The following is a 22,786-nucleotide window of genomic DNA, read 5'->3' on the forward strand; positions in this document are numbered from 1 at the left end:
ATCTCCGCCATGCTGTCCTTCGAAACCCGCAAGTAACCCGCTGGGACGCAGGAGGGGACACACCATGGCCGACACCGTGCTCTACGAGGTGAGCGACGGGCTCGCGACGATCACGATCAACCGTCCCGAGGCGATGAACGCGCTCGACATCGCGACGAAGGTCGCGCTGCGGGAGGCGGTGGAATCCGCGGCCGGCGATGAAGCCGTACGGGCGGTGCTGCTGACCTCCACCGGGGAGCGGGCGTTCTGCGTCGGACAGGACCTCAAGGAACACATCGGGCTGCTGGCCCAGGGCTCGACGAAGGTCATGAGCACCGTCGCGGAGCACTACAACCCGATCGTGCGGGCGCTGACGCAGATGCCGAAGCCGGTGGTGGCCGGGGTGAACGGCGTCGCGGCCGGGGCCGGGTTCGGACTGGCCCTGGCGGCGGACTACCGAGTGGTGGCGGACACGGCGGGGTTCAACACGTCCTTCGCGGGGGTCGCGCTGACGGCGGACTCCGGGGTCTCGTGGACCCTCCCGCGCGTGATCGGGCCGGGGCGCGCCGCCGATCTGCTGCTCTTCCCCCGGACCATCAAGGCTCAGGAGGCGTACGAGCTGGGTATCGCGAACCGTCTCGTACCGTCCACCGAGCTGCCGGGCGAGGCCGAGAAGGTCGCGCGGGCGCTGGCCGAGGGGCCGACGGTGGCCTACGCGGCGATCAAGGAAGCCGTCGCGTACGGGTTCTCGCACTCCCTGGCCGAGACGCTGGACAAGGAGGACGAGCTGCAGACCCGGGCGGGCTCCTCAAAGGACCATGCGATCGCCGTGCAGGCCTTCGTGAACAAGGAGACACCCAAGTACCTGGGGCGCTGAGCTTCAGCTCTGCCTGGCCACGCACGTGGCCAGATGATCGTCCACCAGGCCGCACGCCTGCATCAGCGCGTACGCCGTGGTCGGGCCGACGAAGCGAAGGCCCTTCTTCTTCAGGGCCTTCGAGAGGGCCGTCGACTCGGGAGTGATCGCCGGGACGTCCCCCAGCGCCTTGGGGGCCGGGCCCGGTGTCTTCGGGGCGTGGGACCAGATGAGGTCGTCGAGTTCGCCCGGAGCCCAGTCGGCCAGCACGCGTGCGTTGGCGAGCGTCGCCTCGATCTTGGCCCTGTTGCGGATGATGCCCTCGTCGGTGAGAAGGCGGTCCCGGTCGGCGTCCGTGAACAGGGCGACCTTGGCGATCTCGAAGCCCGCGAAGGCGGTGCGGAAACCTTCCCGGCGGCGCAGGATCGTGATCCAGGAGAGGCCGGACTGGAAGGCCTCCAGGCTCAGGCGCTCGTACAGGGCGTCGTCGCCGTGGACCGGGCGGCCCCACTCCTGGTCGTGGTACGCGACGTAGTCCTCGGTGGACAGCGCCCAGGGGCAGCGCAGGGCGCCGTCCGGGCCGGCGAGGGCGGCGCCGTCGGTCACTGCTGCTCCCCCGGACGCTCGGCGGGCTTCTCCATGGACACATGCGAGACGGGCGCGCCGCGGGTGACGGCCTTGGCGCCGGCGAGGGCGGACTCCAGGTCCGCGATACGGGCGTCGCGTTCGGCGAGTTCGGCGCCGAGGCGGCTGAGGGCGTCGTCCACGTCGCCCATGCGGTAGCCGCGGGCGGCGAGCGGGAAGCGGAGGGCCTCGACGTCGGCGCGGTTGACCGGGCGCTCCAGCGGGAGGGGGTCCTGGAGCCGCTCCGGGGCGGCCTCGGGCAGGGGGCCTGTCTCGCCGCCGCCCACCACGGCGAGCGTCACCGCGGCGACCACGACGGCGAGCGCGACGACGAGGAACAAGAACATAACCATCGCTGAGGGTCTCCACGCTCGGTGAATGTGCTCGGAGTCGAATGTGTCAGAGTCCGATCGTGCCATGCGAGTCTGACAGTTAGGGTCGCAGGCGGCCGAGGAAGCGGCCGTACCCAGGTCGTACTACGAGAGGTCACAGCGGATGCTCAGGCTGGGCAGGCGGGAATTCGGGCAGCACGAGCCGGTGATCATGGCGATCGTGAACCGGACCCCGGACTCGTTCTACGACCAGGGCGCGACCTTCCGTGACGAACCGGCCCTCGCGCGCGTGGAGCAGGCGGTGGCCGAGGGTGCCGCGATCATCGACATCGGCGGGGTCAAGGCCGGGCCGGGTGAGGAAGTCTCCGCCGAGGAGGAGGCGCGGCGGACGGTCGGGTTCGTGGCGGAGGTGCGGCGGCGGTTCCCGGATGTCGTGATCAGCGTGGACACCTGGCGGGCGTCGGTCGGTGCGGCCGTGTGCGAGGCGGGGGCGGATCTGCTGAACGACGCGTGGGGTGGGGTCGATCCGGGGCTCGCGGAGGTCGCCGCGCGGTACGGGGTGGGGCTGGTGTGTACGCATGCGGGGGAATCGGAGCCTCGTACGCGGCCGCATCGGGTTTCCTACGACGACGTCATGGCCGACATCCTGCGGGTGACGCTGGGGCTGGCCGAGCGGGCGGTGTCGCTGGGGGTGCCTCGGGAGTCGGTGCTGATCGATCCGGGGCACGACTTCGGGAAGAACACGCGGCACAGTCTCGAGGCGACGCGGCGGTTGGGGGAGATGGTGTCCAGTGGGTGGCCCGTGCTCGTGTCGCTGTCCAACAAGGACTTCGTCGGGGAGACGTTGGACAAGCCGGTGAAGGAGCGGGTGGTGGGGACGTTGGCGACCACCGCGGTGTCGGCGTGGCTGGGGGCGCAGGTGTATCGCGTGCATGAGGTCGCGGAGACCCGGCAGGTGCTGGACATGGTGGCGTCCATCGCGGGCCACCGGCCGCCGGCGGTCGCCCGGCGGGGGCTGGCGTAGGACTTTTTTCGCCCCCGCCGCCCCTACCCTTCCCGTCCCTGGGGGCTGCGCCCCCGGACCCCCGCTTCGGCCCTGAAGGGGCTCGTCCTCAAACGCGGGACGGGCTGAGTCGCACAGCCCGTCCGGCGTCCGGGGAGGTTTCTAGCGGCCCGCCTCCTTCGAGACCAGGGCCACCGCCTCGTCCACGTCGTCCGTCACGTGGAAGAGGAGCAGGTCCTTTTCCGATGCCTTGCCCTGGGCGACCAGGGTGTTGGTGATCCAGTCGACGAGGCCGCCCCAGTACTCGCTGCCGAAGAGGACGATCGGGAAGCGGGTGACCTTCTGGGTCTGGACGAGGGTCAGGGCCTCGAACAGCTCGTCCAGGGTGCCGAGGCCGCCGGGCAGGACCACGAAGCCCTGCGCGTACTTCACGAACATCATCTTGCGGACGAAGAAGTACCGGAAGTTGAGGCCGATGTCGACGTAGGGGTTGAGCCCCTGCTCGAAGGGGAGCTCGATGCCGAGACCGACGGAGATGCCCTTCGCCTCGCAGGCGCCCTTGTTGGCCGCTTCCATGGCTCCGGGACCGCCACCGGTGATGACGGCGAATCCGGCCTCCACCAGGCCCCGTCCGAGCTGGACGCCCGCCTCGTACTCCGGTGAGTCCGCCGCCGTCCGCGCCGACCCGAACACACTGATCGCGGGCGGGAGTTCGGCGAGCGTGCCGAAGCCCTCGATGAACTCCGACTGGATGCGCAGGACCCGCCAGGGGTCGGTGTGGACCCAGTCGGACGGGCCGCCCGCGTCCAGGAGGCGCTGGTCGGTCGTGCTCGCCGTCACCTGGCCCCGCCTTCGGAGGACCGGTCCCAGGCGCTGCTCCGACGGTGGCTGCTTCTTCCCCTCGGGGTTGCCGGTAGCCATGTGCGCTCCCTCCACTTGCGGGTGTTTCCACCTCAGCGTAGATCTACGCGGGTTACAGAGGGGGGACATGCGGATGTCCGACCGGCGCGAGGCTCACTTCACGCCGTCAGCCAGGACTTCAGCCGCTCCTCCGCCTCGGGAATCAGCGACACCTCGACCCGCTCGTCCACCTTGTGGGCCAGAAGGGGGTTGCCCGGGCTGTAGTTCACCGCGGGCACGCCGAGCGCGCTGAAGCGGGCCACGTCCGTCCAGCCGAACTTGGGGTGGACCTCGCCGCCGACGGCCTCCACGAAGGCCGCGGCCGACGGGTGGTTCAGGCCGGGGCGCGCACCGCCCGTGTGGTCGTCCACCACGAACTCGTCCACCCCGCAGTCGGCGAAGTACGCACGGACGAACGCCTCCGCCTCCTCCTCGCTGCGGTCGGGCGCGTAGCGGAAGTTGACGGTGACCGTGCAGGCGTCGGGGATGACGTTGGTGGCCACCCCGCCCTCGACACGGACCGCGTTGAGGCCCTCGTGGTACTCCAGACCGTCCACCATCGGCTTGCGCGGCTCGTACGCGGCCAGCTTCGCCAGCACCGGCGCCGCGGCGTGGATCGCGTTCGAGCCCATCCACGCGCGCGCGGAGTGCGCCCGCTCCCCCTTGAACTTGAGCAGCATCCGGAGCGTGCCCTGGCAGCCGCCCTCGACCTGGCCGTTCGTCGGCTCCAGCAGCACGGCGAAGTCGCCGGCCAGCCACTCCGGGTGGGCCTCGGAGACGTGCTTGAGGCCGTTGAACTCGGCGGCGATCTCCTCGTTGTCGTAGAAGACGAAGGTGAGGTCGCGGTTGGGCGCCGGGACCGTCGCCGCGATACGCAGCTGGACCGCCACCCCGGACTTCATGTCGCAGGTGCCGCAGCCCCACAGGTAGCCGTCCTCGTCGAGGCGCGAGGGCACGTTGTCCGCGATCGGGACCGTGTCGATGTGGCCGGCGAGGATCACCCGCTCCGCGCGGCCCAGGTTCGTACGGGCCACGACGTTGTTGCCGTACCGGTCGACCGTCAGGTGCGGCAGCGCGCGCAGCGCGGTCTCGATCGCGTCCGCGAGCGGCTTCTCGGTGCCGCTGACGGAGGGGAAGTCGACGAGCCGCGCGGTGAGCTGCGCGGCGTCCAGCGTGAGGTCAAGCGGGGTATCGGCCATGGCGTCGACCCTAACGCGCCGGGCTTGGCCCGCTCTGTCCACACCAGGCTCGGACACCACAGGGGCCTCCGCTACCTTGTACGGATGCCAGCGCAGTCCCGCCCTCAACAGCGTCGTCGTGGCCGCCTTCTCCGTGGTCTGGCGGCCTTCGTGATTTTGTGTGCCGTCGCCGGATATCTGGTGGTTCAGTACATCACCGCGGGCACGGACACCCCGGGCTGCGAGGTCGTCTCGGGCAGGGACGACGGGGTGGCCTACGAGTTCACGCCGGAGCAGGCGGTGAACGCGGCGACGATCACGGCTGTCGGCACCGGGCGCGGGCTGCCCGAGCGGGCGGTGGCGATCGCGCTGGCGACCGCGCTCCAGGAGTCGGGCCTGCGCAACATCACCCATGGCGACCGGGACTCCCTCGGCCTCTTCCAGCAGCGGCCCTCGCAGGGCTGGGGCACGGAGAAGCAGATCATGGACCCGACGTACGCGGCCGGGGAGTTCTACAAGCATCTGGTCAAGGTCGACGGCTACACGAAGCTGCCGCTCACCGAGGCCGCCCAGCGCGTGCAGCGCAGCGGCTACCCGGAGGCGTACGCCAAGCACGAGCCGGACGCGACAGTGCTCGCCGCCGCCCTCACCGGGTCCTCGGCGGCCACGCTGACCTGCGACGGCCGCTCGGAGGCGACCCTCGCCGCGGGTCCGGAGGGGGTGCGCGAGGCGCTTGTACGGGACTTCGGCGGGGACGCGCTGGACACCACCGCCAAGGAGGTGGGGGCCGCCGAGGCGACGCCCGCTCCGGAGGCCAGGGTGTCCGGGCGGACCGTGACCGTGCCCGTGACCGGCACGGTCAAGGGCCGCGGCAGCCGGGAGCGCGGCTGGCAGCTCGCGCACTGGGCGGTGGCCAACGCCTCCGCGCTGCACATCCAGCGCGTCACGTACGCCGGGCGGGAGTGGACCGCCGGGAACACCCAGAGCGAGTGGCGGGCGATGTCGTCGGAGGAAACCGGCGGGGCGGCGAAGGGCGCGGGATCCGTGCGGATCCTGACTGGTCAGTAGTACGGATGATCACCCGCAGGGGTTACGCACGGCCGTCACGGACGGCGGTGTGCGCAGGTTTTCGCGCGGTCACCCTCGTATTCGCGAAAACCCTTGAGAACAAAGGGCTGTAAGGATTCGGCACACTTTCCGACCGGACACCTTTTGACCGTTTTTATCCGCAGCCGATAATGCGACGCATTGCCAACTCTTTACGTTGGGGCGCCGCAACCTTCGCGGGCTTCGAGCGGTAGTCACTGCGTCCGAGCCCGGTGATCAACTGCCGGACACGGTCGAACACTTCCCCGTTCTCTCCCGTCAAAGGAGCATCATGTCCCTCCCCCTGACCCGCAGGATCGCCCGTGCCGCGCTGCTCGTCGCTGCGGGAGCGGCAGCCGGGGTCGGTGCGGCCGGCTCCGCCAGTGCGGCCCCCGCCGAACTGCCCACCTCGAACCTCGGCGGACTGACCGCCCTGGACGGGGCGAGCGTCGGCAACACCGTCGACGGAGCGGCGCAGAACGCCACCGGGATCGCGGGCAACACCGGTGGAAACGCGGTCAAGAAGGCGCTTCCGACCGCGGGCAAGACCAGTGGCAAGGTCGCGAAGAAGGCGGCGCCGGCCGCTCAGCAGACGGCGGGCGACGCGGCGGGCTCCGCCGGGGACATCCTGGGTGACACGGCGTCCACCGCGACGAAGGGCGGTCTGCCGACGGACTCCCTGACCAAGGGCGGCCTGCCGACCGAGTCCCTTCCGGTGAAGAGCCTCCCGCTCGGCTGATGTCCGGCTGACACGGCGATGGGGTCCGGGGTTGTCTCCCTGGACCCCATCGTCGTATGCGCGTCGCTTACGCGAGCCGCTCCACGGCCGCCCGCACCCGCTCGTCCGTCGCCGTGAGGGCCACGCGGACGAACTTCTCGCCCGCCTCGCCGTAGAAGTCGCCCGGGGCCACGAGGATGCCCAGGTCGGCCAGGTGGGCGACCGTGGTCCAGCAGGACTCGCCCCGGGTGGCCCAGAGGTAGAGGCTGGCCTCACTGTGCTCGATGCGGAAGCCGTGGCTCTCCAGGGCCCCGCGCAGGGCCGTGCGACGGGCCGCGTACCGCTCGCGCTGGACGCGGACGTGTTCGTCGTCGCCGAGGGCCGCCACCACCGCCGCCTGGGTGGGCGCCGCCGTCATCATGCCGCCGTGCTTGCGGATCTCCAGGAGGGGGCCGAGGACCGCCGGGTCACCGGCCAGGAACGCGGCGCGGTAGCCCGCCAGGTTCGAGCGCTTCGACAGGGAGTGGACCGCGACGATGCCGTCGTAGGAGCCGCCGTTGACGTCCGGGTGCAGGACCGAGACCGGGTCGGCGTCCCAGCCGAGCTCCAGGTAGCACTCGTCGGAGAAGACGAGCACCCCGTGCTCGCGGGCCCAGGCCACGATCCGGGTGAGTTCCTCCTTGCCCAGCACCTTGCCCGTCGGGTTCGACGGGGAGTTGAGCCACAGGAGCTTCAGGCCCTCGGGGTCCAGCTCGGTGGGGTCGTCGTAGACCTCGTACTCGGCGCGGGCCAGACGGGCGCCCACCTCGTACGTCGGGTAGGCCAGACGCGGGTGGGCGACGCGGTCGCCGGGGCCGAGGCCCAGCTGCGTGGGGAGCCAGGCGACCAGTTCCTTGGAACCGACGATCGGCAGGACGTGCTTGTGCGTCACCTCGCGGGCGCCCAGGCGACGCTCCACCCAGCCCGTGATCGCGTCACGCAGCGCCGGCGTGCCCCACACCGTCGGATAGCCCGGCGAGTCCGCCGCGTCCACGAGCGCCTTCTGGATCAGGTCGGGAACCGGGTCGACCGGGGTGCCGACGGACAGGTCGACGATGCCGCCGGGGTGCGCGAGAGCCGTCTTCTTGTACGGCTCGAGCTTGTCCCAGGGGAAGGTGGGGAGACGGTCGGAGACTGCGGACACGGTGTCTGGCTCACTTTCTGGTACAGCACTCGTACGGCAAACGCCTCGGTCCCGCACAGCGATCAGAGGTGATCGAGCCGTACGGGACCGAGGCGGCGCGCGAGTGCGGGCCGCTCTTACTGGTTCTGCGGCGGCAGTCCGGCCACGAAGGGGTGGTCGCGCTCGATCAGGCCCAGCTTGCTGGCACCGCCGGGGGAGCCGAGCTCGTCGAAGAACTCGACGTTCGCCTTGTAGTAGTCCTTCCACTCCTCCGGAGTGTCGTCCTCGTAGAAGATCGCCTCGACCGGGCAGACCGGCTCACAGGCACCACAGTCGACGCATTCGTCCGGGTGGATGTACAAGGACCTGGAGCCCTCGTAGATGCAGTCGACCGGGCACTCTTCGATGCACGCCTTGTCCTTCACGTCGACACAAGGCTGCGCGATGACGTAGGTCACGCTGTCGTTCCTCCTCGATAGGGCGCTGGCGGGCCTCCTCAGGCCCTGCCGCCTGGCGCGCGGGAGCGCGGCGTCGTCGATGCCCGCCCCTAGTATCTCCGTTCTTGGGCATGATCCGAACAGGAGGGGTGAACTGACCTGTGGAAATCTCTGCGACAGGGCGCCTTGAGGTCCGTATCACCGCTGCTGACGTGGGTAAACGGGTCTCCGTACGCCGCATGAACGATCCTGCGGTTCCGGGTGAGAAGTTCACCGACACGGTGGGTGTTCTCGCATCATGGGACGGCGGTGTGCTGCTGATCACACGAAAGGGTGGCGAGACCGTCCACATCGCGGAATCCTCGCTGGTCGCGGGCAAGGTCGTGCCGAGCGCCCCGGCCCGCCGCCGCGGCCCCTCCGCCACCTACCAGGAACTCGCGCACGTCTCCACGCGCGCGTGGCGGCCGGTGGAGAGCGAGCGGCTCGGCGAGTGGGAGCTGCGGGCCGCGTCGGGGTTCACCCGGCGGGCGAACTCGGTGCTCCCGATCGGCGACCCGGGGATACCGCTGGACGGGGCGCTGGAGGCGGTACGGCGCTGGTACGGCGAGCGCGGGCTGCCCGCGTACATCCAGACCGCGACCGGCGCCGAGGGCACGCAGGAACTGCTGTGCGCGGAGCTGGAGCGGCGGGGATGGACGCGCGAGGTGACCGCCGAGCTGTGGATCGGCGCCCTGGCCCCGATCGCCGACCGGGCCGAGGCGGACGAGGTTCTGCTGGCCCGCGACGCGGACGAGGCCTGGCTCGCCCGGTACCAGCGCAAGGGCGTGAGCGAGGTGGCGCTGAAGGTGCTGGGGAGCGGTCCTTCGGTGTGGTTCGCGACCGTGCCGGGCTCCTCGGACGGGGCGGCTCCGGCCGCCATCGGGCGGTGTGTCGTGGACGGGCGGTGGGCCTCCTTCTCCGCCGTCGAGGTGGATCCCGAACAGCGGCGGCGGGGGCTCGCCACCACGGTGATGGCCGCGCTGGCCCGGCGCGCGCTCGACGAGGGTGCGTCCGCCGCATGGCTCCAGGTCGAGTCGGACAACACGGGTGCACGGGCGCTGTACGCCGGGATGGGCTTCGCGGCGCATCACGCGTACCACCACTACCGGGAACCGGCGGTTCCCGACGGCGGCCGGTACGGATCATCGTGACCGGGCACGAGCCAGCTATGCGTCCCCTCTACCCCCCGCCCCCGGAACGCTCCGCCGAACTGCGCCGCCGGTTCGCCGAAGAGGTGCGGTCCGAGCGGCCCGATCTGTCGCTGCTGTGCCTGCTGGTGGGCGCGGAGGCGGACGGGACGCTGGACGAGACGGGCATGGACGCGGCGCAGATCGAACTGGACCGGCTGGCGGGGCAGCTGCCCTTCCGGCCCGGCGGGCCGCGGTCCTGGGCGGTGTCCCTGCGGGAGCTGCTCGGGGAGCGGTTCGGATTCCGGGGCACTCCCAGCGACTACCAGCGGCTGGAGTCCTCGCTGCTTCATGAGGTGCTTCGGCGGCGGCGTGGGCTGCCCATCCTGTTGTCCGTGGTGTGGATGGAGGTCGCGCGGCGGGCCGGGGCTCATGTGTACGGGGTCGCGCTGCCGGGGCATTTCGTCGTCGGGTTCGGGGCGGAGGAGGAGCAGGTGCTCGCCGATCCGTTCGACGGGGGGCGGGTGCTGAGCGGGTCCGACGCGGAGCTGTTGGTGGCGGGGGCGACGGGGGCGCCGTTGGAGCCGTCCATGCTGGTGCCGGCGGATCCGCTGGATGTGGTGCTGCGGATCCTCAACAACGTGCGGGCGTGGGCGGCGGCTCGGCCGGAGCGGTCGGATGTGGCGTTGTGGGCGGTGGAGTTGGGGCTGCTGTTGCCTTCGCATCCGGCTCGGTTGCGGTATGAGCGGGCGCAGTTGTTGGTGCAGCGGGGGGACTTCCTGGGCGGGGCCACGGAGTTGGATGCGTACGCCGAGGTGGTGGGGGCCGTGGACGAAGGGGCGGCGGAGAGGGTTCGAGGGCAGGCTCTGGCGGCTCGGGCGATGTTGAATTAGCCCCATCGCCACAGGGGTTCGCGTTGTTCGGCGGCTTCGGGTTCGTTGTGGCTGGTCGCGCAGTTCCCCGCGCCCCTGGGGTGGGTTACAGCCAGCCTTTCTCTCTTGCCAGCCGGGCTGCTTCCGCCCTGTTCCTCACCGCCAGCTTCTGGATCGCCGTCGAGAGGTAGTTGCGGACCGTTCCCTGGGACAGGTGGAGCTTGGTCGCCAACTCGGCGTTCGTCGAGCCATCCTCCGCCGCCTTCAGGACCTCACGCTCGCGGTCGGTCAGCGGGTTCGCGCCGTCCGCCAGAGCCGCTGCCGCCAGTGTCGGGTCGATGACCCGCTCCCCCGCCAGGACCTTGCGTACCGCTTCCGCGAGTTGGGCCGCGGGGGCGTCCTTGACGAGGAACGCGTCGGCGCCGGCCTCCATCGCGCTGCGGAGGTAGCCGGGGCGGCCGAAGGTGGTGAGGACGACCAGCTTGACCGCCGGGAGTTCCCTGTGGACCCGGGCCGCCGCCTCGATGCCCGTGGCGCCCGGCATCTCGATGTCCAGGAGGGCCACGTCGACGTCGTGGGCACGGACCGCGTCCAGCACCTCGTCGCCGCGGGCCACCTGGGCGACGACCTCGATGTCGTCCTCCAGACCGAGGAGGGCGGCGAGTGCCTCGCGGACCATCGACTGGTCCTCGGCGAGGAGGACCTTGATCGTAGGGCTCATGCGCCGGATCCTACGGGCGCCGACGTGCCGGCGGGGACCCGGGCGACCAGGCGGAATCCATGCTTCGTACGGCCCGCCTCCAGGGTGCCGCCCGCCTTCTCCAGGCGTTCGGTCAGGCCCGTCAGACCGTTGCCGGGGCCCTTGCCCGAGCCTCCCGAGCCGTTGTCCTCGACGGAGAGTTCCAGCACCGGCCCGTCGAGGGTCTGGCGCCGCAGGACGTCGATCGTGCAGCGGGTCGCGCCGCTGTGCCGTACGACGTTGGTGACCGCCTCGCGCAGCGCCCAGGCGAGGGCGGTCTCGCTCTCCTCGGGGACGCCGTCGAGGCCGGGTTCGGCGGGCACCTCCGCGGTGACGTCGGCCGCGGTCAGGGCGACCTGTGCGCCGGCGAGTTCGTCGGACAGCCGGGCTCGCCGGTAGCCGGAGACGGCGGCGCGGACGTCGACCAGGGCCTGGCGGCTGACCTGTTCGATGTCGGCGACCTGCCGGGCCGCCTTGCCGGGGTGGTCGGGGAGCATCCGGCCCGCGAGCTCGCTCTTGAGGGTGATCAGCGAGAGCGAGTGGCCGAGGAGGTCGTGCAGGTCTCTGGCCAGGCGCAACCGCTCCTCGTTCGCTGCCAGTTGGGCCACCGTCGCGCGGGCCTTTCGCAACTCCACGGTCGTCCGCACCAGTTGCTTCACGCCCATCATCGCGAAGCCCAGGAGCAGCACCACCAGGATGAGGCTCCAGTCGTCCGAGCCCACGTGCAGGCCGACCAGGACCATCGCCAGGGTGTTGATCCCGACCGCCCAGTACGCGATCCGCTGCGGCAGAGTGGCGCCGCACGTGACGGAGACGTACACGAACAGACCGATCCAGGCGCTGCCGAGGCTGAGGCACAGGACCACCGCGAGCGTGCCGAGCAGGGCGACCAGGGCGCCGACCGCCGGTCCGGAGAACGGCCGGCCCATGTTCCGGAAGACCAGGGTCAGATAGACGCCGGTGAAGGAGGCCAGGGCCACCCAGCCGGCCGCGGTCGCGGCCGTCGAGTGGTCGCCAGAGTTCAGGTCCCGCACCGGTGAGCCGAGGAAGATCAGCCAGGGCAGTATCCAGACGAGCTTGCGCACCGCGTCCGCCCGGTTGCGGGGCGCCTGGCCCACCCGGATCGAGTTCTCCGCCCGGAGCTCCGCGGGCAGCCCGTCGTCGGTCATCGTCCTCACGCCTTCAGCGTGTCCTTCCGGTACAGCCAGGCCGCACCGCCGGTGAACAGGGCGAAGAAGACGGCGAGGACGGCGATGTCCTTGGCGTGCGGGGCCTGGCTCTGCTCGATCGCCTGTCCCAGGGCAGCGTACGCGTGCGTGGGCACCCACTCGGCGATGTCCTGCAGCCAGCCCGGGAAGGTCGTCGTCGGCATCCACAGGCCGCCGAGGATGGACAGTCCGAAGTAGGTGATCATCGTGATCGGCCGGACCGCGTCCCCGCTCGCGAGGTAGCCGATGGCCACGCCGAGCGCGGCGAAGACGAGGCTGCCGGCCCAGATCGCGCCGGTGAGGGCGAGCCACTGCCAGGCGTCCAGCCGTACGTCCTTCACGGCCGCGGCGACGGCGAAGACCACGACGATGGACGGCAGGCTGACGACCGCGGCGCTCGCGGTCTTCGCGAGGACATAGCCCCGGCCCGGCAGCGGGGTCAGCCGCAGCTGCCGCACCCAGCCGGTCTCCCGCTCCTTGGCGATGCGCTCGCTGTTGCCCATCAGGACGGCGGTGAGGGCGCCGAAGGAGGCCATCGAGACCATCATGTAGGTCGGCAGGGTCAGGCCCGTCCCGTCGACCTTGGACGTGCCGTCGGCGCTGCCGCCGATGAGCAGGAACAGGATCGAGGGGTAGATCACCGAGAAGAACAGGAACTTGCGGTTGCGCAGGGCGCGGGCCAGTTCCAGCCTGATCAGACTGTTCATGACGTACGGGCCTCCTCGGCCTCGGTGATGGCGACGAACGCCTGCTCCAGGCCGAGTCCGGCGACCTCGACGTTGCGGGGGTAGACGCCGAGGCCGTAGAGGGCGTGGACGGTGGCGTCGGCGTCGGTGGACTGGATGCGGACGGTGGGACCCGAGACGGTGAGGGTGGTCAGGAAGGGGAGGCCTCGCAGGGCGGTCTCGTCGACCGGGGCCTCCAGGTCGAAGGAGATCCGCCGGACGCCCGCCTTCGCCTTGATCTCGGCCGCGGTGCCGTCCGCGAGGAGCCGGCCGCGGTGCAGGACCAGCACGCGGTCGGCGATCGCGTCGGCCTCCTCCAGGTAGTGGGTGGCGAACAGGACGGTCCGCCCCTGGTCGGCCTGTTCGCGCATGGTGGCCCAGAACCCCTGGCGGGTGGTGACGTCCATGCCGGTGGTGGGCTCGTCGAGGACGATCAGGTCGCTGTCGCCGGCGGTCGCGAGGGCGAAGCGGACACGCTGGGCCTGGCCGCCGGAGAGCTTGTCGACCTTGCGGTCGGCGAGCTGGGCGATCCCGGCGCGGGCCAGGACGTCGGAGGGGCGGTAGGGCCTCGGGTGCAGATCACAGGCGAGCCGCACCAGCTCGGCGACCGTCACCTCGTCCATCAGCCCGCCGCTCTGCAGCATCGCGCCGACCCGCCCGGCGACGATCGCCTCACGCGCTCCGCCACCGAAGAGCCGCACGCTGCCGCTGTCGGGGTTCCTGAGTCCGAGCAGCAGATCGAGCGTGGTCGACTTACCGGCGCCGTTGGGGCCCAGCAGGGCCACGGTCTCCCCCGGATACAGAGCCAGCGTCAGCCCGTCCACGGCCCGGACCTCGCCGTACGCCTTGCGCACCTGGTCGAATTCGACCGCCGTCGTTGTCATGTGATCCAGAGTGGCGCTCCGGACCCCTCGCCCGGCAGTGTCGGCGATCCCGACTGCCGGATGACAGATGTCATACGACGTCCACGACGAAGGGGCACCCGGCGCGTGCCGGGTGCCCCTTCGTGGGTGCGAGGACCGCTAGCTGGGGTTCGTGTCGATCGCCCCGGTGCGCTCCGCCGTCGTCTTGCCGAGCAGCACCTTGCGCAGCACGGAGACGACATCCTGCGGCAGGACGTCCCGCTCACCGGTCGCGGTCTTGACCTTCACGCCGTCGAAGACGGAGCCGTACGCCTCCTTCAGCGCCTCCAGGTCGTACGTCTCGACGAGCTTGCCGTCGACAGCCTTGACCCCAAGGATCTTCGGCAGGGACACCGCGCCGAACTGGATCGGCGTCGAACCGCCCGTGATGGTGACGACCTCGGACATCGCGGGCTTCGCGAACGCCTTCATCATCCGGTCGACCTCGGCGTTCGTGATCGACGGCTGCTGGGTGGTCGTCGCGACCGGCACCGCGCCGACGCTGCCGGTCTCCACCTGGGTGCGGTACGCCTCCTCCACCGCGGTGGTCGACTTGGCGACGTCGATGCCCTTGCCCGCCTTGCCGTACACGGCGACCGCCTTGCCGGCGGGGGTGAACTTGATCGTGCCCTCGGTCACCGAGCCGGAGTTGCCGCCCGCGTCCTTCAGGGCGGCGGTCAGCTTCTCCTCGTCCACCGGCATGTTCGGCTCGACGACCCGGTGGTTGCCGAAGAGGGAGCCGATGACGGACATCGGGTTGTAGTCGCTCTGCGCCGCCACGGCGACCGTGGCCGTCTCGTCGAACTGGAGGCCCGCCTGGTCCGGCTTGAGCTCCACGGTCTTGCCGCCGACCGACAGCTTCAGCGGCTTGTTCACCCGGTCGCCGAACTCCGCGTCGAGCTTCTTGACGGCGTCGTCGCGGGTGCCGCCGCCGATGTCGACGCCGAGCACCGTGGTGCCCTTGGGCACGTCGGATCGGTTCATCAGCAGCCCGGCGCCGTAGGCACCGGCCACGATGACGAACACCCCGGTGCCGACCAGGACCAGCTTGTTGCGGCCCTTCTTCTTGGCCTTCTTCGACGAGGCGGGCACGTTCTGCGCCACCGGCTCGGGGAGCCTCGGCGCCGTGTGCTGCATCGGCCCGTCGGACGGGGCGCCCGGCCCGAACGGGGCGGTCTGGGTGCCGGGCGGCACGACCGGGATACCGCTGGTGACGGTGTGCCCGGAGACGTTGTCCGGCGGGGCGCCGGGGGTGCCGTAGCCGGGGGTTCCCGGTTCGGGGGCCGGCTTCTGCGGGGTGAGGATCGCGGTGTCGTCGCTGAGACCGCCGCCGGGCGCACGACCTGGTCCGCCGGGACCGCCGTGGGGACCGGCACCGGGGAGGGTGCCCGCACCCGGCCCCGCGAGGCCGGTCATTCCGCCGGGAGCGCCGGGGCCGCCGAAGCCGCCCGGGGCACCGGGACCGCCGGGCCCGCCCGGAGCGCCGTGCCGCTGCTGACCGCCGGGGCCGCCAGGGGCACCCGGGATGCCGGGACCGCCGGGACCAGCCGGTCCGCCGGAAGCGCCAGGTCCACCAGGTCCACCAGGCCGACGGTGACCGCCAGGGCCGCCCGGAGCTCCGGGGCCGCCGTATGCGCCCGGGCCACCAGGGCCGCCGGGCCCACCAGGACCGCCGCTGACCGGCGGGACGACCGGACCGTCACCGGTGACCGGGCCGCCTGTCGGGCCCGCGGGCCCCTGGGGGCCGCCACGGCCGTTCGGGCCGGCGAAGTCGTTCGGGCCGTTGAAGTCGTTGGAGGCGTCGAAGCGGTGCGAGCCGGTGGAGCTGTTGAAGTCGTTCAGGCCGTCGAGGCTGTGCGAGCCCGTCGAGCTGTTGAAGTCGTCCGAGGGACCGTAGCCGTTCGCGCCGGCCGGGCCGCCCTGGGCTCCGTAACCACCCTGTCCGCCATGCCCGTTCTGACCGTTCTGCGTACCGTCGCCGTTCTCCGCGAAGTACGGCAGATCGTCGCGCCGCGGCTCGCCACCCGGACGGGAGCCGTTGGCCAGCGCCTCGGTCACGTCGAAGGAGCCGGTGCCGCCGCCGTGCCCGGGCGCCACGGGGCCGCCGGTCGCACCGGGGAGCCCCGCACCGTTCGTACCGCCGACGGGACGGGAACCTCCCGGCACGCTCATGGCGCCGACCACACCACCGGGGCGTCCGGCAGCGGGACCGGGACGCGCACCGCCGGAAGCGGCACCGGAACCGGCGGGCGCCGCGCCCGAACCACCGGGCGCACCCGCCCCGTTGGTCGCACCGCCGCCCTGACCGCCCTTGGGCGGGCCGGACTTGCGCGGCGCGAACCAGTTGCTCGCCTTCTCCTCGGCGGGCGGCGCGGGCTCGGCCGGAGGCGCGACGCCCCCCGTGGGGGCCCCCGATGTCGGAGCCTCGGCCGCGGCGGGCGCGGTGGGCTCGGCATCCGCGACCGGTGTGCGCACGACGACCGGCGGGATGGGCCGCGACCCGGGGATGTTGATCCGGATCCGGGTCGTCAGCGTGGTCTCGGTCTTGCGGTCCTCGGACTGCGTGCCCGAACGGACCGCGTCCGTACCGTCGTCGGAAGCCATGGGGGTCCCGTAAGGCGGCGTGCCCGAAGGGTAGGCGGCTCCGCCGCGCCCGTTGGGCCCGGAGGACGGACTGTCAGTTTCACGACTCAAGGCAGGTTCTCCCGGTTGGCTCCACCGGCCGTGTCGACCTCAACTGCGCGGGCGGCTCGGCGGCGCGCACCACCATACTGGCCACTTCTGGCGCGTATCCCACGACCGCTGGGGAAACCCACACGGGACTCGCACGTCCCAGTCGCGGCGAAGTGGTACGTCACTTGCCAAGTCGGACGGCATCGCCGCCCGGTTGCCGCCTCTGCCCAAGCGTGGCGCAGATCACAGCTGTGGCCATGCCGCCGAGCAGAAAAAGATACGAGCCGGTGCCCGCGCCGAAGAGGAAATCCCCTTCCGGCCGGCTCGCGGTGAGCAGGATGACGGCGAGCATCCAGCCGGCGGCGGGCGCGACGGCCCCGCCCCGGCTGCCGACGGCACGCGCGCCGCCCAGACAGAGTCCGGCCTCACCGGCGAGCGCGAGCAGCAGCCCGCCCGGGAACCAGCCGGCCTGTACCAGCGACCCGGCGGCGCCGATGACCGCGCCGAGCACGAAGAGACCGGCGAACACCAGCGCCCGCCCGGCGGGGGGCACCTTCAGGGGCTGGGCGAGCAGGGATCCGGGCTCGTTCATGAGGTCGCCTCCGTACCGGCGAAAAGATCGGTCTCGCGCGCTCCGAGTGCCCTTTCGCCCCGTACCAACTCGTAGTACTCGGTGGTGAAGACGGGCTGCGCGAGGTCGTTGGACAGCACGAAGTACGGCTCGGCGACGGTGACCTGGGTGGCGTGCGCGGCCATCGCGGCGGCCTTGGCGGCGGCGTACGCGGTACCGTCGATCTCGGTGGTGATCCGCTCGTCGGCCACGACACCGGGGACGTCGTCGAGGACGCCCGGCTTGTCGAAGGGAAGCCCCGGCAGCACCTCGGCCAGCCGCTCGAAGGCCTGCTCGCCGACCGAGCGCGGTACGCGGTTCCAGTAGATCTTGGGGATCGTCCAGCCCGCTTCGGCGGCCAGGTCGGCGGCGCGCATGGCGACGCGGTGGGCCTGGATGTGGTCGGGGTGGCCGTAGCCGCCGTTCTCGTCGTAGGTGACGAGCACCTGGGGGCGTACCTCCAGGATCACCTCGACCAGCCGGGCGGCGGCCTCGTCGACGTCCGCCCGCCAGAAGCAGGCGGGGTCGTCGTTGTCGGCGAGGCCCATCATCCCGGAGTCCAGGTAGCGGCCGGGGCCGCCGAGCAGACGGAAGTCCTGGACGCCGAGTTCACGCATCGCGGCGGAGAGCTCGCCCAGCCGGTACTCGCCGAGGGCGGTGCCGGTGAGGTGCTGGAGCTCGGCCGGGATGACCTCGCCGCGCTCGCCGAGTGTGCAGGTGACCAGGGTCACGAGGGCACCCTCGGCGGCATAGCGAGCCATCGTCGCGCCGTTGTTGATCGACTCGTCGTCCGGGTGCGCGTGCACCAGCAGCAGACGCCGGGCGGGTGGTTCCGTCATGGACCCCACCCTAAAGGCGTCAGAACTTGATGCTGCCGATCATCCCCGCGATGTTCGTCGTCAGCTCGCTGATCGTCGGCGCCATGGTCGACGAGGCCAGGTAGAAGCCGAGCAACATGCAGACCACCGCATGTCCGGCCTTCAGCCCTGACTTCTTGACCAGCAGGAAGACGATGATCGCCAGCAGCACCACCGCCGAAATCGAAAGTGCCACGGCGGCTCACCTCCAAAGATCCCAGAAGCGCGGGGGTCGGACCAGGGGGGCAGATAAATCCATACAGGCGCCAGCAGGTTCATACCCACTATGCGCTAGTGATCATAACTATCCGTGCGCGCGCATCCGTCGGCGCACTGCCGCACAAGGGGGCGCATGGCCAATATGGTCGGAGCATGACGACGACGTCCGACTCCTTCCCCCGCCGGCATGCCCGGACCCAGCGGTTCACGCTCGGCGCGCCACGCGCGTTCGCGGTGGCTCCCGACGGTTCCCGTGTCGTGTTCCTGCGCTCGTCCTCCGGTACGGACCGGGCGAGTTCGCTGTGGGTGCTCGACCCCGCGGACGGCGGGGAGCGCGTGGCGGCCGACCCGCGCGCCCTGCTGGGCGGGGCCTCGGAGGACCTCTCCTCGCAGGAGCGGGCGCGGCGCGAGCGCAGCCGTGAGGGCGGGGCGGGAATCGTCGGCTACGCCACCGACACGGCGGTCGAGTTGGCCTCTTTCGCCTTGTCAGGACGGCTCTTCGCAGCGGAGCTACGGGCCGGCACGGCACGTGAACTCCCCGTCCCGGGGCCGGTGATCGACCCGCGCCCCTCCCCCGACGGCCGGTTCGTCGCCTACGTCACACAGGGCGCCCTGCGCGTCACGGGCGCCGAGGGCGAGGGGGACCGGGCGCTGGCCGAGCCGGAGTCGGAACACGTCACCTACGGGCTCGCGGAGTTCATCGCGGCCGAGGAGATGGGGCGGTCGCGGGGGTTCTGGTGGTCGCCGGAGTCGGACCTGCTGCTGGTCGCGCGCGCGGACGACACTCCCGTACGGCGCTGGTGGATCTCCGACCCGGCCCGTCCCGAACGTGATCCACAGCACGTCGCGTACCCGGCGGCGGGTACCGCGAACGCGGAGGTCCGGCTCTTCGTGATCGGCCTCGACGGGGCGCGCACGGAGGTGTCCTGGGACCGGAAGCGCTACCCGTATCTGGCGCATGTGCACTGGTCAGCGGCGGGCGCTCCGCTGTTGCTGGTGCAGGCCCGGGACCAGCGCAGCCAGCTGTTCCTGGCCGTGGACCCAGGGTCGGGGACGACGCGGATGGTGCATGCCGACGAAGATCCAACTTGGCTTGATCTTTTCCCGGGAGTGCCCTGCTGGAGCCCTTCCGGGCGGCTCGTCCGGATCGCGGACGAGGGGGGCGCCCGGGTCCTCGCGGTGGGCGAACGCCCGCTGACCGGGCCGCAGTTGCACGTCCGTGCGGTGCTGGACGTCTCCGACGACGACGTGCTGATCTCGGCGTCGGCCGGGGAGCGCGCGGCCGCGCCGGAGACCGGCGAGGTGCATGTGTACCGGGTGAACGAACTCGGCATGGAGCGCGTCTCGCAGGAGCCGGGTGTGCACTCGGCGGTGCGCGCCGGGGGCGTGACGGTGCTGGTGTCGGCGACGCCGGGGCGGGCCGGGTCGCGGGCGCAGGTGCTGCGGGACGGCAAGCAGACGTCGACTGTCACGTCGTACGCCGAAGATCCCGGTATGTCCCCGCGCATGATCCTCACCGAGGGGGGCGCACGGCGGATCCCATGCGCCGTGCTGCTGCCTCAAGATCACGACGGTGCGACCCCGTTGCCGGTTTTGATGGATCCCTACGGTGGTCCGCACGGTCCCCGCGTCCTGGCCGCCCACAACGCGCACCTCACCTCGCAGTGGTTCGCCGACCAGGGTTTCGCGGTGGTCGTCGCGGACGGCCGGGGTACGCCCGGTCGCTCGCCGGCCTGGGAGAAGGCGATCCACCACGACCTCACGGTGTCCCTGGACGACCAGGTCGAGGCGCTGGAGGCACTGGCGAAGTCGTATCCGCTCGACCTCTCCCGGGTGGCGATCCGGGGCTGGTCCTACGGCGGCTGGCTGGCGGGACTCGCGGTGCTGCGCCGCCCCGATGTCTTCCACGCCGGGATCGCGGGGGCGCCGGTGACGGACTGGCGGCTGTACGACACGCACTACACGGAGCGGTACCTGGGCGATCCGACGGCGTCACCGGAGTCGTACGCCAGGAGCTCCCTGCTGACCGACGAGGGCCTCTCCTCCCCCGCCGAGCCGCACCGGCCCCTGATGATCGTCCACGGCCTGGCGGACGACAACGTCGTCGCGGCCCACACCCTGCGTCTGTCCTCGGCCCTGCTCTCGGCCGGTCGTCCGCACGAGGTTCTGCCCCTGTCCGGGGTGACCCACATGACCCCGCAGGAACAGGTCGCGGAGAACCTGCTCCTGCTCCAGGTCGACTTCCTGAAGCGGTCGTTGGGGCTGCCGTAACCGCACAAACACGCACGAACTGCGTTAACACACAGGCAACTTGGCCGACCCGATCCCGATATACGGACGGGCCAGTCTAAAGAACGTACGGCCGTGCGGGTGCCGTAAACGGACCGGGGTGCGCCATGTCACCCCGGTCCGTTGCTGTGTGGCTCGTCCGGCGGCACCACCTGCTTCTCCTCCGCGAAATGGCAGGCCGAGTCATGGGCCGCCGGGCCCGGGAGAAGGCGGAACTCGCTCGGGACCGCCAGGGCCGGTACCTCCAGGGCGCAGCGTTCCCGGGCCTTCCAGCAGCGGGTGCGGAAGCGGCAGCCGGAGGGGATCTTGGTCGGGGAGGGGACGTCTCCGGACAGGATGATGCGTTCCCGGTGTTCCCGCGCCTCGGGGTCGGGGACCGGGACCGCGGAGAGCAGGGCCTGGGTGTAGGGATGCGTGGGGTGGTCGTAGATCTCCGCGTCCTTGCCGATCTCCACGATGCGGCCCAGGTACATCACGCCCACGCGGTCCGAGATGTGGCGGACGATCGACAGGTCGTGGGCGATGAAGACGTACGAGAGGTCGAACTCGTTCTGCAGCTGGTCCATCAGGTTGATGACCTGGGCCTGGACGGAGACGTCGAGCGCCGAGACCGGCTCGTCCGCGACGATCACCTCCGGGCGGAGCGCCAGCCCGCGGGCGATGCCGATGCGCTGGCGCTGGCCGCCGGAGAACTGGTGGGGGTAGCGGTTGATGTACTCCGGGTTCAGGCCGACCACGTCCAGGAGGTCCTGGACCTTCTTCCTGCGGTCCCCCTTGGGCGCCACCTCCGGGTGGATCTCGTACGGCTCCCCGATGATGTCGCCCACCGTCATACGGGGGTTGAGGGAGGTGTACGGGTCCTGGAACACCATCTGGATGTTGCGGCGCACCGACTTGAGGGCCTTGCCGGAGAGCTTGGCGAGGTCCTCGCCCTTGTACTTGATCGTGCCGGCGGTCGGCCGTTCCAGGTTGACCAGCATCTTGGCGACCGTGGACTTGCCGCAGCCCGACTCGCCCACGATGCCCAGGGTTTCACCGCGGGCGAGGGCGAAGTCGACGCCGTCCACGGCCTTCACCGCGCCGACCTGCTTCTTGAAGAGGATGCCCGTGGTGAGCGGATAGTGCTTGACCAGCCCGCTGACCTCCAGAATCGGCTCAGCCATTCAGGCACTCCCTCCAGAAGTGGCAGGCACTCGTGCGGTCTTCGGAGACGTCGTACAGCGGGGGTACGTCGGTCCGGCACACGTCCTGGGCCATGGGACAGCGGGGGTTGAAGGCGCAGCCCGGCGGGATGTTCATGAGGTTGGGGGGCAGACCCTTGATGGCGTAGAGCTCCTGGCCCTTCTGGTCCAGGCGCGGGATGGAGTCGAGCAGACCCCTGGTGTAGGGGTGGGCCGGCGCCTTGTAGATGTCGTGGACGGGCGCCGACTCGACGATCCGGCCCGCGTACATCACCGCGATCCGGTCGGCGACGTCCGCGACCACGCCGAGGTCGTGGGTGATGAGGATGAGCCCCATGTTGAGCTCGCGCTGCAACTCCGCGAGCAGGTCCATCACCTGGGCCTGGACCGTCACGTCCAGCGCGGTCGTCGGTTCGTCGGCGATGATCAGGGCGGGCTCCAGGGCCATCGCCATCGCGATCATGATGCGCTGGCGCATACCGCCGGAGAACTGGTGCGGGTACTGCTTGACCCGCTCCCTCGCCCCCGGGATGCGGACGCGGTCCATCAGCTCGATCGACCTGGTCCGCGCATCCTTCCGCGACATGCCCCGGTGGACGACGAACATCTCGCCGAGCTGGTCGCCGACGCTCAGGACCGGGTTCAGCGAGGACAGCGCGTCCTGGAAGATCATCGCCATCTCGGCGCCGCGGACCTTGCGCCGCTCCTCCTCCTTCAGCTTCAGCAGGTCCTTGCCCTGGAAGAGGATCTCGCCGCCGGTGATCCGCCCGGGCGGCATGTCGAGGATCCCCATCACCGCCTGCGCCGTCACCGACTTGCCGGACCCCGACTCGCCGAGCACGGCGAGCGTCTCGCCCGCGTCCACCGAGTAGTCGACCCCGTTGACGGCCTTGGCGACCCCGTCCCGCGTCCGGAACTCCACCTGCAGATCACGCACTTCGAGCAGCATGACGCCGACTCACCTCAGCTTCGGGTCGAGGGCGTCGCACACCAGGTCCTGGCGGACGGCGAACGCCGATTCGGTGACCGTCCCGGCGGTGGAACGGCCCGACCGGCCGGGGCGGACCCCG

Annotated in this window: 23 protein-coding genes; 7 read left to right on the top strand and 16 right to left on the bottom strand. The window is 71.1% G+C overall.

Annotated features, from left to right (window positions below; all coding sequences use genetic code 11):
- Nucleotides 1–64 precede the first annotated feature (64 nt).
- A complete protein-coding gene (locus ACIOHP_RS00375; protein WP_361542626.1) occupies nucleotides 65–856 on the top strand; it encodes an enoyl-CoA hydratase-related protein in 792 nt (263 codons plus the stop codon).
- A 3-nt stretch (nucleotides 857–859) separates the two neighbouring features.
- Here the strand turns inward: ACIOHP_RS00375 and ACIOHP_RS00380 are convergent, their stop codons facing one another.
- Both ACIOHP_RS00380 and ACIOHP_RS00385 read right to left on the bottom strand, forming a co-directional pair.
- Nucleotides 860–1,441 carry a DNA-3-methyladenine glycosylase I gene (locus tag ACIOHP_RS00380; RefSeq protein WP_401881907.1) on the bottom strand — a complete coding sequence of 194 codons (582 nt, stop codon included), beginning with the start codon at nucleotides 1,439–1,441 and terminating at the stop codon, nucleotides 860–862.
- A complete protein-coding gene (locus tag ACIOHP_RS00385) occupies nucleotides 1,438–1,806 on the bottom strand; it encodes a DivIVA domain-containing protein (protein WP_401883079.1) in 369 nt (122 codons plus the stop codon). Before ACIOHP_RS00385 ends, ACIOHP_RS00380 begins: the two co-directional genes overlap by 4 nt.
- Before the next feature lie 148 nt (nucleotides 1,807–1,954).
- Here ACIOHP_RS00385 and folP point away from each other — a divergent pair, with 148 nt between their 5' ends.
- The gene (gene folP, locus ACIOHP_RS00390; RefSeq protein ID WP_327719231.1) at nucleotides 1,955–2,815 is read left to right on the top strand and encodes a dihydropteroate synthase; all 861 of its coding nucleotides are present in this window, start codon (nucleotides 1,955–1,957) and stop codon (nucleotides 2,813–2,815) included.
- A 141-nt stretch (nucleotides 2,816–2,956) separates the two neighbouring features.
- Here the strand turns inward: folP and ACIOHP_RS00395 are convergent, their stop codons facing one another.
- Nucleotides 2,957–3,715, bottom strand: coding sequence for a TIGR00730 family Rossman fold protein (locus ACIOHP_RS00395; RefSeq protein ID WP_361542634.1), 759 nt, complete (start codon nucleotides 3,713–3,715; stop codon nucleotides 2,957–2,959).
- A gap of 98 nt (nucleotides 3,716–3,813) precedes the next feature.
- Nucleotides 3,814–4,893 (bottom strand): succinyl-diaminopimelate desuccinylase, encoded by a 1,080-nt coding sequence (gene dapE, locus ACIOHP_RS00400; protein ID WP_361542637.1) that lies wholly within the window; start codon nucleotides 4,891–4,893, stop codon nucleotides 3,814–3,816.
- A gap of 84 nt (nucleotides 4,894–4,977) precedes the next feature.
- On the opposite strand from dapE, the gene ACIOHP_RS00405 reads away from it, so the two are divergent.
- Together ACIOHP_RS00405 and ACIOHP_RS00410 are read left to right on the top strand one after the other, a co-directional pair.
- On the top strand, nucleotides 4,978–5,940 hold the full coding sequence (locus ACIOHP_RS00405; protein WP_401881911.1) for a heavy metal transporter: 963 nt from the start codon (nucleotides 4,978–4,980) through the stop codon (nucleotides 5,938–5,940).
- Nucleotides 5,941–6,250: 310 nt separating this feature from the next.
- Nucleotides 6,251–6,697 (top strand): ATP-binding protein, encoded by a 447-nt coding sequence (locus ACIOHP_RS00410; protein WP_351689528.1) that lies wholly within the window; start codon nucleotides 6,251–6,253, stop codon nucleotides 6,695–6,697.
- Between the two features lie 67 nt (nucleotides 6,698–6,764).
- Here ACIOHP_RS00410 and ACIOHP_RS00415 read toward each other — a convergent pair whose 3' ends face one another.
- Nucleotides 6,765–7,859: a bifunctional succinyldiaminopimelate transaminase/glutamate-prephenate aminotransferase gene (locus ACIOHP_RS00415; protein WP_361542643.1), complete on the bottom strand. Its 1,095-nt coding sequence runs from the start codon at nucleotides 7,857–7,859 to the stop codon at nucleotides 6,765–6,767.
- 116 nt (nucleotides 7,860–7,975) lie between these two features.
- Nucleotides 7,976–8,296, bottom strand: a complete 321-nt coding sequence (gene fdxA, locus ACIOHP_RS00420) for a ferredoxin (RefSeq protein ID WP_006346810.1) — start codon at nucleotides 8,294–8,296, stop codon at nucleotides 7,976–7,978.
- A gap of 140 nt (nucleotides 8,297–8,436) precedes the next feature.
- On the opposite strand from fdxA, the gene ACIOHP_RS00425 reads away from it, so the two are divergent.
- Both ACIOHP_RS00425 and ACIOHP_RS00430 read left to right on the top strand, forming a co-directional pair.
- On the top strand, nucleotides 8,437–9,465 hold the full coding sequence (locus ACIOHP_RS00425) for a GNAT family N-acetyltransferase (RefSeq protein WP_401881915.1): 1,029 nt from the start codon (nucleotides 8,437–8,439) through the stop codon (nucleotides 9,463–9,465).
- Between the two features lie 17 nt (nucleotides 9,466–9,482).
- Nucleotides 9,483–10,334: a tetratricopeptide repeat protein gene (locus ACIOHP_RS00430; RefSeq protein ID WP_401881918.1), complete on the top strand. Its 852-nt coding sequence runs from the start codon at nucleotides 9,483–9,485 to the stop codon at nucleotides 10,332–10,334.
- 85 nt (nucleotides 10,335–10,419) lie between these two features.
- Here the strand turns inward: ACIOHP_RS00430 and ACIOHP_RS00435 are convergent, their stop codons facing one another.
- From ACIOHP_RS00435 to ACIOHP_RS00470, 8 genes are all read right to left on the bottom strand, one after another.
- Nucleotides 10,420–11,034 carry a response regulator gene (locus ACIOHP_RS00435; RefSeq protein WP_401881921.1) on the bottom strand — a complete coding sequence of 205 codons (615 nt, stop codon included), beginning with the start codon at nucleotides 11,032–11,034 and terminating at the stop codon, nucleotides 10,420–10,422.
- Entirely contained in the window at nucleotides 11,031–12,221 is a 1,191-nt protein-coding gene (locus ACIOHP_RS00440) for a sensor histidine kinase (RefSeq protein ID WP_401883081.1), read from the bottom strand. The genes ACIOHP_RS00435 and ACIOHP_RS00440 overlap by 4 nt, the downstream gene beginning before the upstream one ends.
- 5 nt (nucleotides 12,222–12,226) lie before the next feature.
- The gene (locus ACIOHP_RS00445) at nucleotides 12,227–12,967 is read right to left on the bottom strand and encodes an ABC transporter permease (protein ID WP_401881924.1); all 741 of its coding nucleotides are present in this window, start codon (nucleotides 12,965–12,967) and stop codon (nucleotides 12,227–12,229) included.
- Nucleotides 12,964–13,869 (bottom strand): ABC transporter ATP-binding protein, encoded by a 906-nt coding sequence (locus ACIOHP_RS00450; RefSeq protein ID WP_401881927.1) that lies wholly within the window; start codon nucleotides 13,867–13,869, stop codon nucleotides 12,964–12,966. Before ACIOHP_RS00450 ends, ACIOHP_RS00445 begins: the two co-directional genes overlap by 4 nt.
- A 138-nt stretch (nucleotides 13,870–14,007) precedes the next feature.
- Nucleotides 14,008–16,491, bottom strand: a complete 2,484-nt coding sequence (locus ACIOHP_RS00455) for a hypothetical protein (protein WP_401881929.1) — start codon at nucleotides 16,489–16,491, stop codon at nucleotides 14,008–14,010.
- Between the two features lie 250 nt (nucleotides 16,492–16,741).
- On the bottom strand, nucleotides 16,742–17,152 hold the full coding sequence (locus ACIOHP_RS00460; RefSeq protein ID WP_361542664.1) for a DUF6113 family protein: 411 nt from the start codon (nucleotides 17,150–17,152) through the stop codon (nucleotides 16,742–16,744).
- A complete protein-coding gene (mshB, locus tag ACIOHP_RS00465; RefSeq protein WP_361542667.1) occupies nucleotides 17,149–18,009 on the bottom strand; it encodes an N-acetyl-1-D-myo-inositol-2-amino-2-deoxy-alpha-D-glucopyranoside deacetylase in 861 nt (286 codons plus the stop codon). The genes ACIOHP_RS00460 and mshB overlap by 4 nt, the downstream gene beginning before the upstream one ends.
- Nucleotides 18,010–18,028: 19 nt before the next feature.
- A complete protein-coding gene (locus tag ACIOHP_RS00470) occupies nucleotides 18,029–18,223 on the bottom strand; it encodes a hypothetical protein (RefSeq protein WP_266888429.1) in 195 nt (64 codons plus the stop codon).
- A gap of 176 nt (nucleotides 18,224–18,399) precedes the next feature.
- Here ACIOHP_RS00470 and ACIOHP_RS00475 point away from each other — a divergent pair, with 176 nt between their 5' ends.
- Nucleotides 18,400–20,517, top strand: coding sequence for a prolyl oligopeptidase family serine peptidase (locus ACIOHP_RS00475; protein ID WP_401881934.1), 2,118 nt, complete (start codon nucleotides 18,400–18,402; stop codon nucleotides 20,515–20,517).
- Nucleotides 20,518–20,645: 128 nt separating this feature from the next.
- Here the strand turns inward: ACIOHP_RS00475 and ACIOHP_RS00480 are convergent, their stop codons facing one another.
- Together ACIOHP_RS00480 and ACIOHP_RS00485 are read right to left on the bottom strand one after the other, a co-directional pair.
- On the bottom strand, nucleotides 20,646–21,698 hold the full coding sequence (locus ACIOHP_RS00480; protein WP_361542673.1) for a dipeptide ABC transporter ATP-binding protein: 1,053 nt from the start codon (nucleotides 21,696–21,698) through the stop codon (nucleotides 20,646–20,648).
- Nucleotides 21,691–22,665: an ABC transporter ATP-binding protein gene (locus tag ACIOHP_RS00485; protein ID WP_384171538.1), complete on the bottom strand. Its 975-nt coding sequence runs from the start codon at nucleotides 22,663–22,665 to the stop codon at nucleotides 21,691–21,693. Before ACIOHP_RS00485 ends, ACIOHP_RS00480 begins: the two co-directional genes overlap by 8 nt.
- Between the last annotated feature and the right edge of the window lie 121 nt (nucleotides 22,666–22,786).

It is taken from the genome of Streptomyces sp. NPDC087859 (assembly GCF_044742595.1).
In the GTDB taxonomy this organism is placed as follows: domain Bacteria; phylum Actinomycetota; class Actinomycetes; order Streptomycetales; family Streptomycetaceae; genus Streptomyces; species Streptomyces canus_F.

Bases quoted from the DNA above. Each gene is read 5' to 3' on its own strand.
- ACIOHP_RS00375 (WP_361542626.1), top strand. From the start codon at position 65: ATGGCCGACACCGTGCTCTACGAGGTGAGCGACGGGCTCGCGACGATC.
- ACIOHP_RS00385 (WP_401883079.1), bottom strand. From the start codon at position 1,806: ATGTTCTTGTTCCTCGTCGTCGCGCTCGCCGTCGTGGTCGCCGCGGTG.
- folP (WP_327719231.1), top strand. From the start codon at position 1,955: ATGCTCAGGCTGGGCAGGCGGGAATTCGGGCAGCACGAGCCGGTGATC.
- ACIOHP_RS00395 (WP_361542634.1), bottom strand. From the start codon at position 3,715: ATGGCTACCGGCAACCCCGAGGGGAAGAAGCAGCCACCGTCGGAGCAG.
- dapE (WP_361542637.1), bottom strand. From the start codon at position 4,893: ATGGCCGATACCCCGCTTGACCTCACGCTGGACGCCGCGCAGCTCACC.
- ACIOHP_RS00405 (WP_401881911.1), top strand. From the start codon at position 4,978: ATGCCAGCGCAGTCCCGCCCTCAACAGCGTCGTCGTGGCCGCCTTCTC.
- ACIOHP_RS00410 (WP_351689528.1), top strand. From the start codon at position 6,251: ATGTCCCTCCCCCTGACCCGCAGGATCGCCCGTGCCGCGCTGCTCGTC.
- ACIOHP_RS00430 (WP_401881918.1), top strand. From the start codon at position 9,483: ATGCGTCCCCTCTACCCCCCGCCCCCGGAACGCTCCGCCGAACTGCGC.
- ACIOHP_RS00435 (WP_401881921.1), bottom strand. From the start codon at position 11,034: ATGAGCCCTACGATCAAGGTCCTCCTCGCCGAGGACCAGTCGATGGTC.
- ACIOHP_RS00440 (WP_401883081.1), bottom strand. From the start codon at position 12,221: ATGACCGACGACGGGCTGCCCGCGGAGCTCCGGGCGGAGAACTCGATC.
- ACIOHP_RS00445 (WP_401881924.1), bottom strand. From the start codon at position 12,967: ATGAACAGTCTGATCAGGCTGGAACTGGCCCGCGCCCTGCGCAACCGC.
- ACIOHP_RS00450 (WP_401881927.1), bottom strand. From the start codon at position 13,869: ATGACAACGACGGCGGTCGAATTCGACCAGGTGCGCAAGGCGTACGGC.
- ACIOHP_RS00455 (WP_401881929.1), bottom strand. From the start codon at position 16,491: ATGGCTTCCGACGACGGTACGGACGCGGTCCGTTCGGGCACGCAGTCC.
- ACIOHP_RS00460 (WP_361542664.1), bottom strand. From the start codon at position 17,152: ATGAACGAGCCCGGATCCCTGCTCGCCCAGCCCCTGAAGGTGCCCCCC.
- mshB (WP_361542667.1), bottom strand. From the start codon at position 18,009: ATGACGGAACCACCCGCCCGGCGTCTGCTGCTGGTGCACGCGCACCCG.
- ACIOHP_RS00475 (WP_401881934.1), top strand. From the start codon at position 18,400: ATGACGACGACGTCCGACTCCTTCCCCCGCCGGCATGCCCGGACCCAG.
- ACIOHP_RS00480 (WP_361542673.1), bottom strand. From the start codon at position 21,698: ATGGCTGAGCCGATTCTGGAGGTCAGCGGGCTGGTCAAGCACTATCCG.
- ACIOHP_RS00485 (WP_384171538.1), bottom strand. From the start codon at position 22,665: ATGCTGCTCGAAGTGCGTGATCTGCAGGTGGAGTTCCGGACGCGGGAC.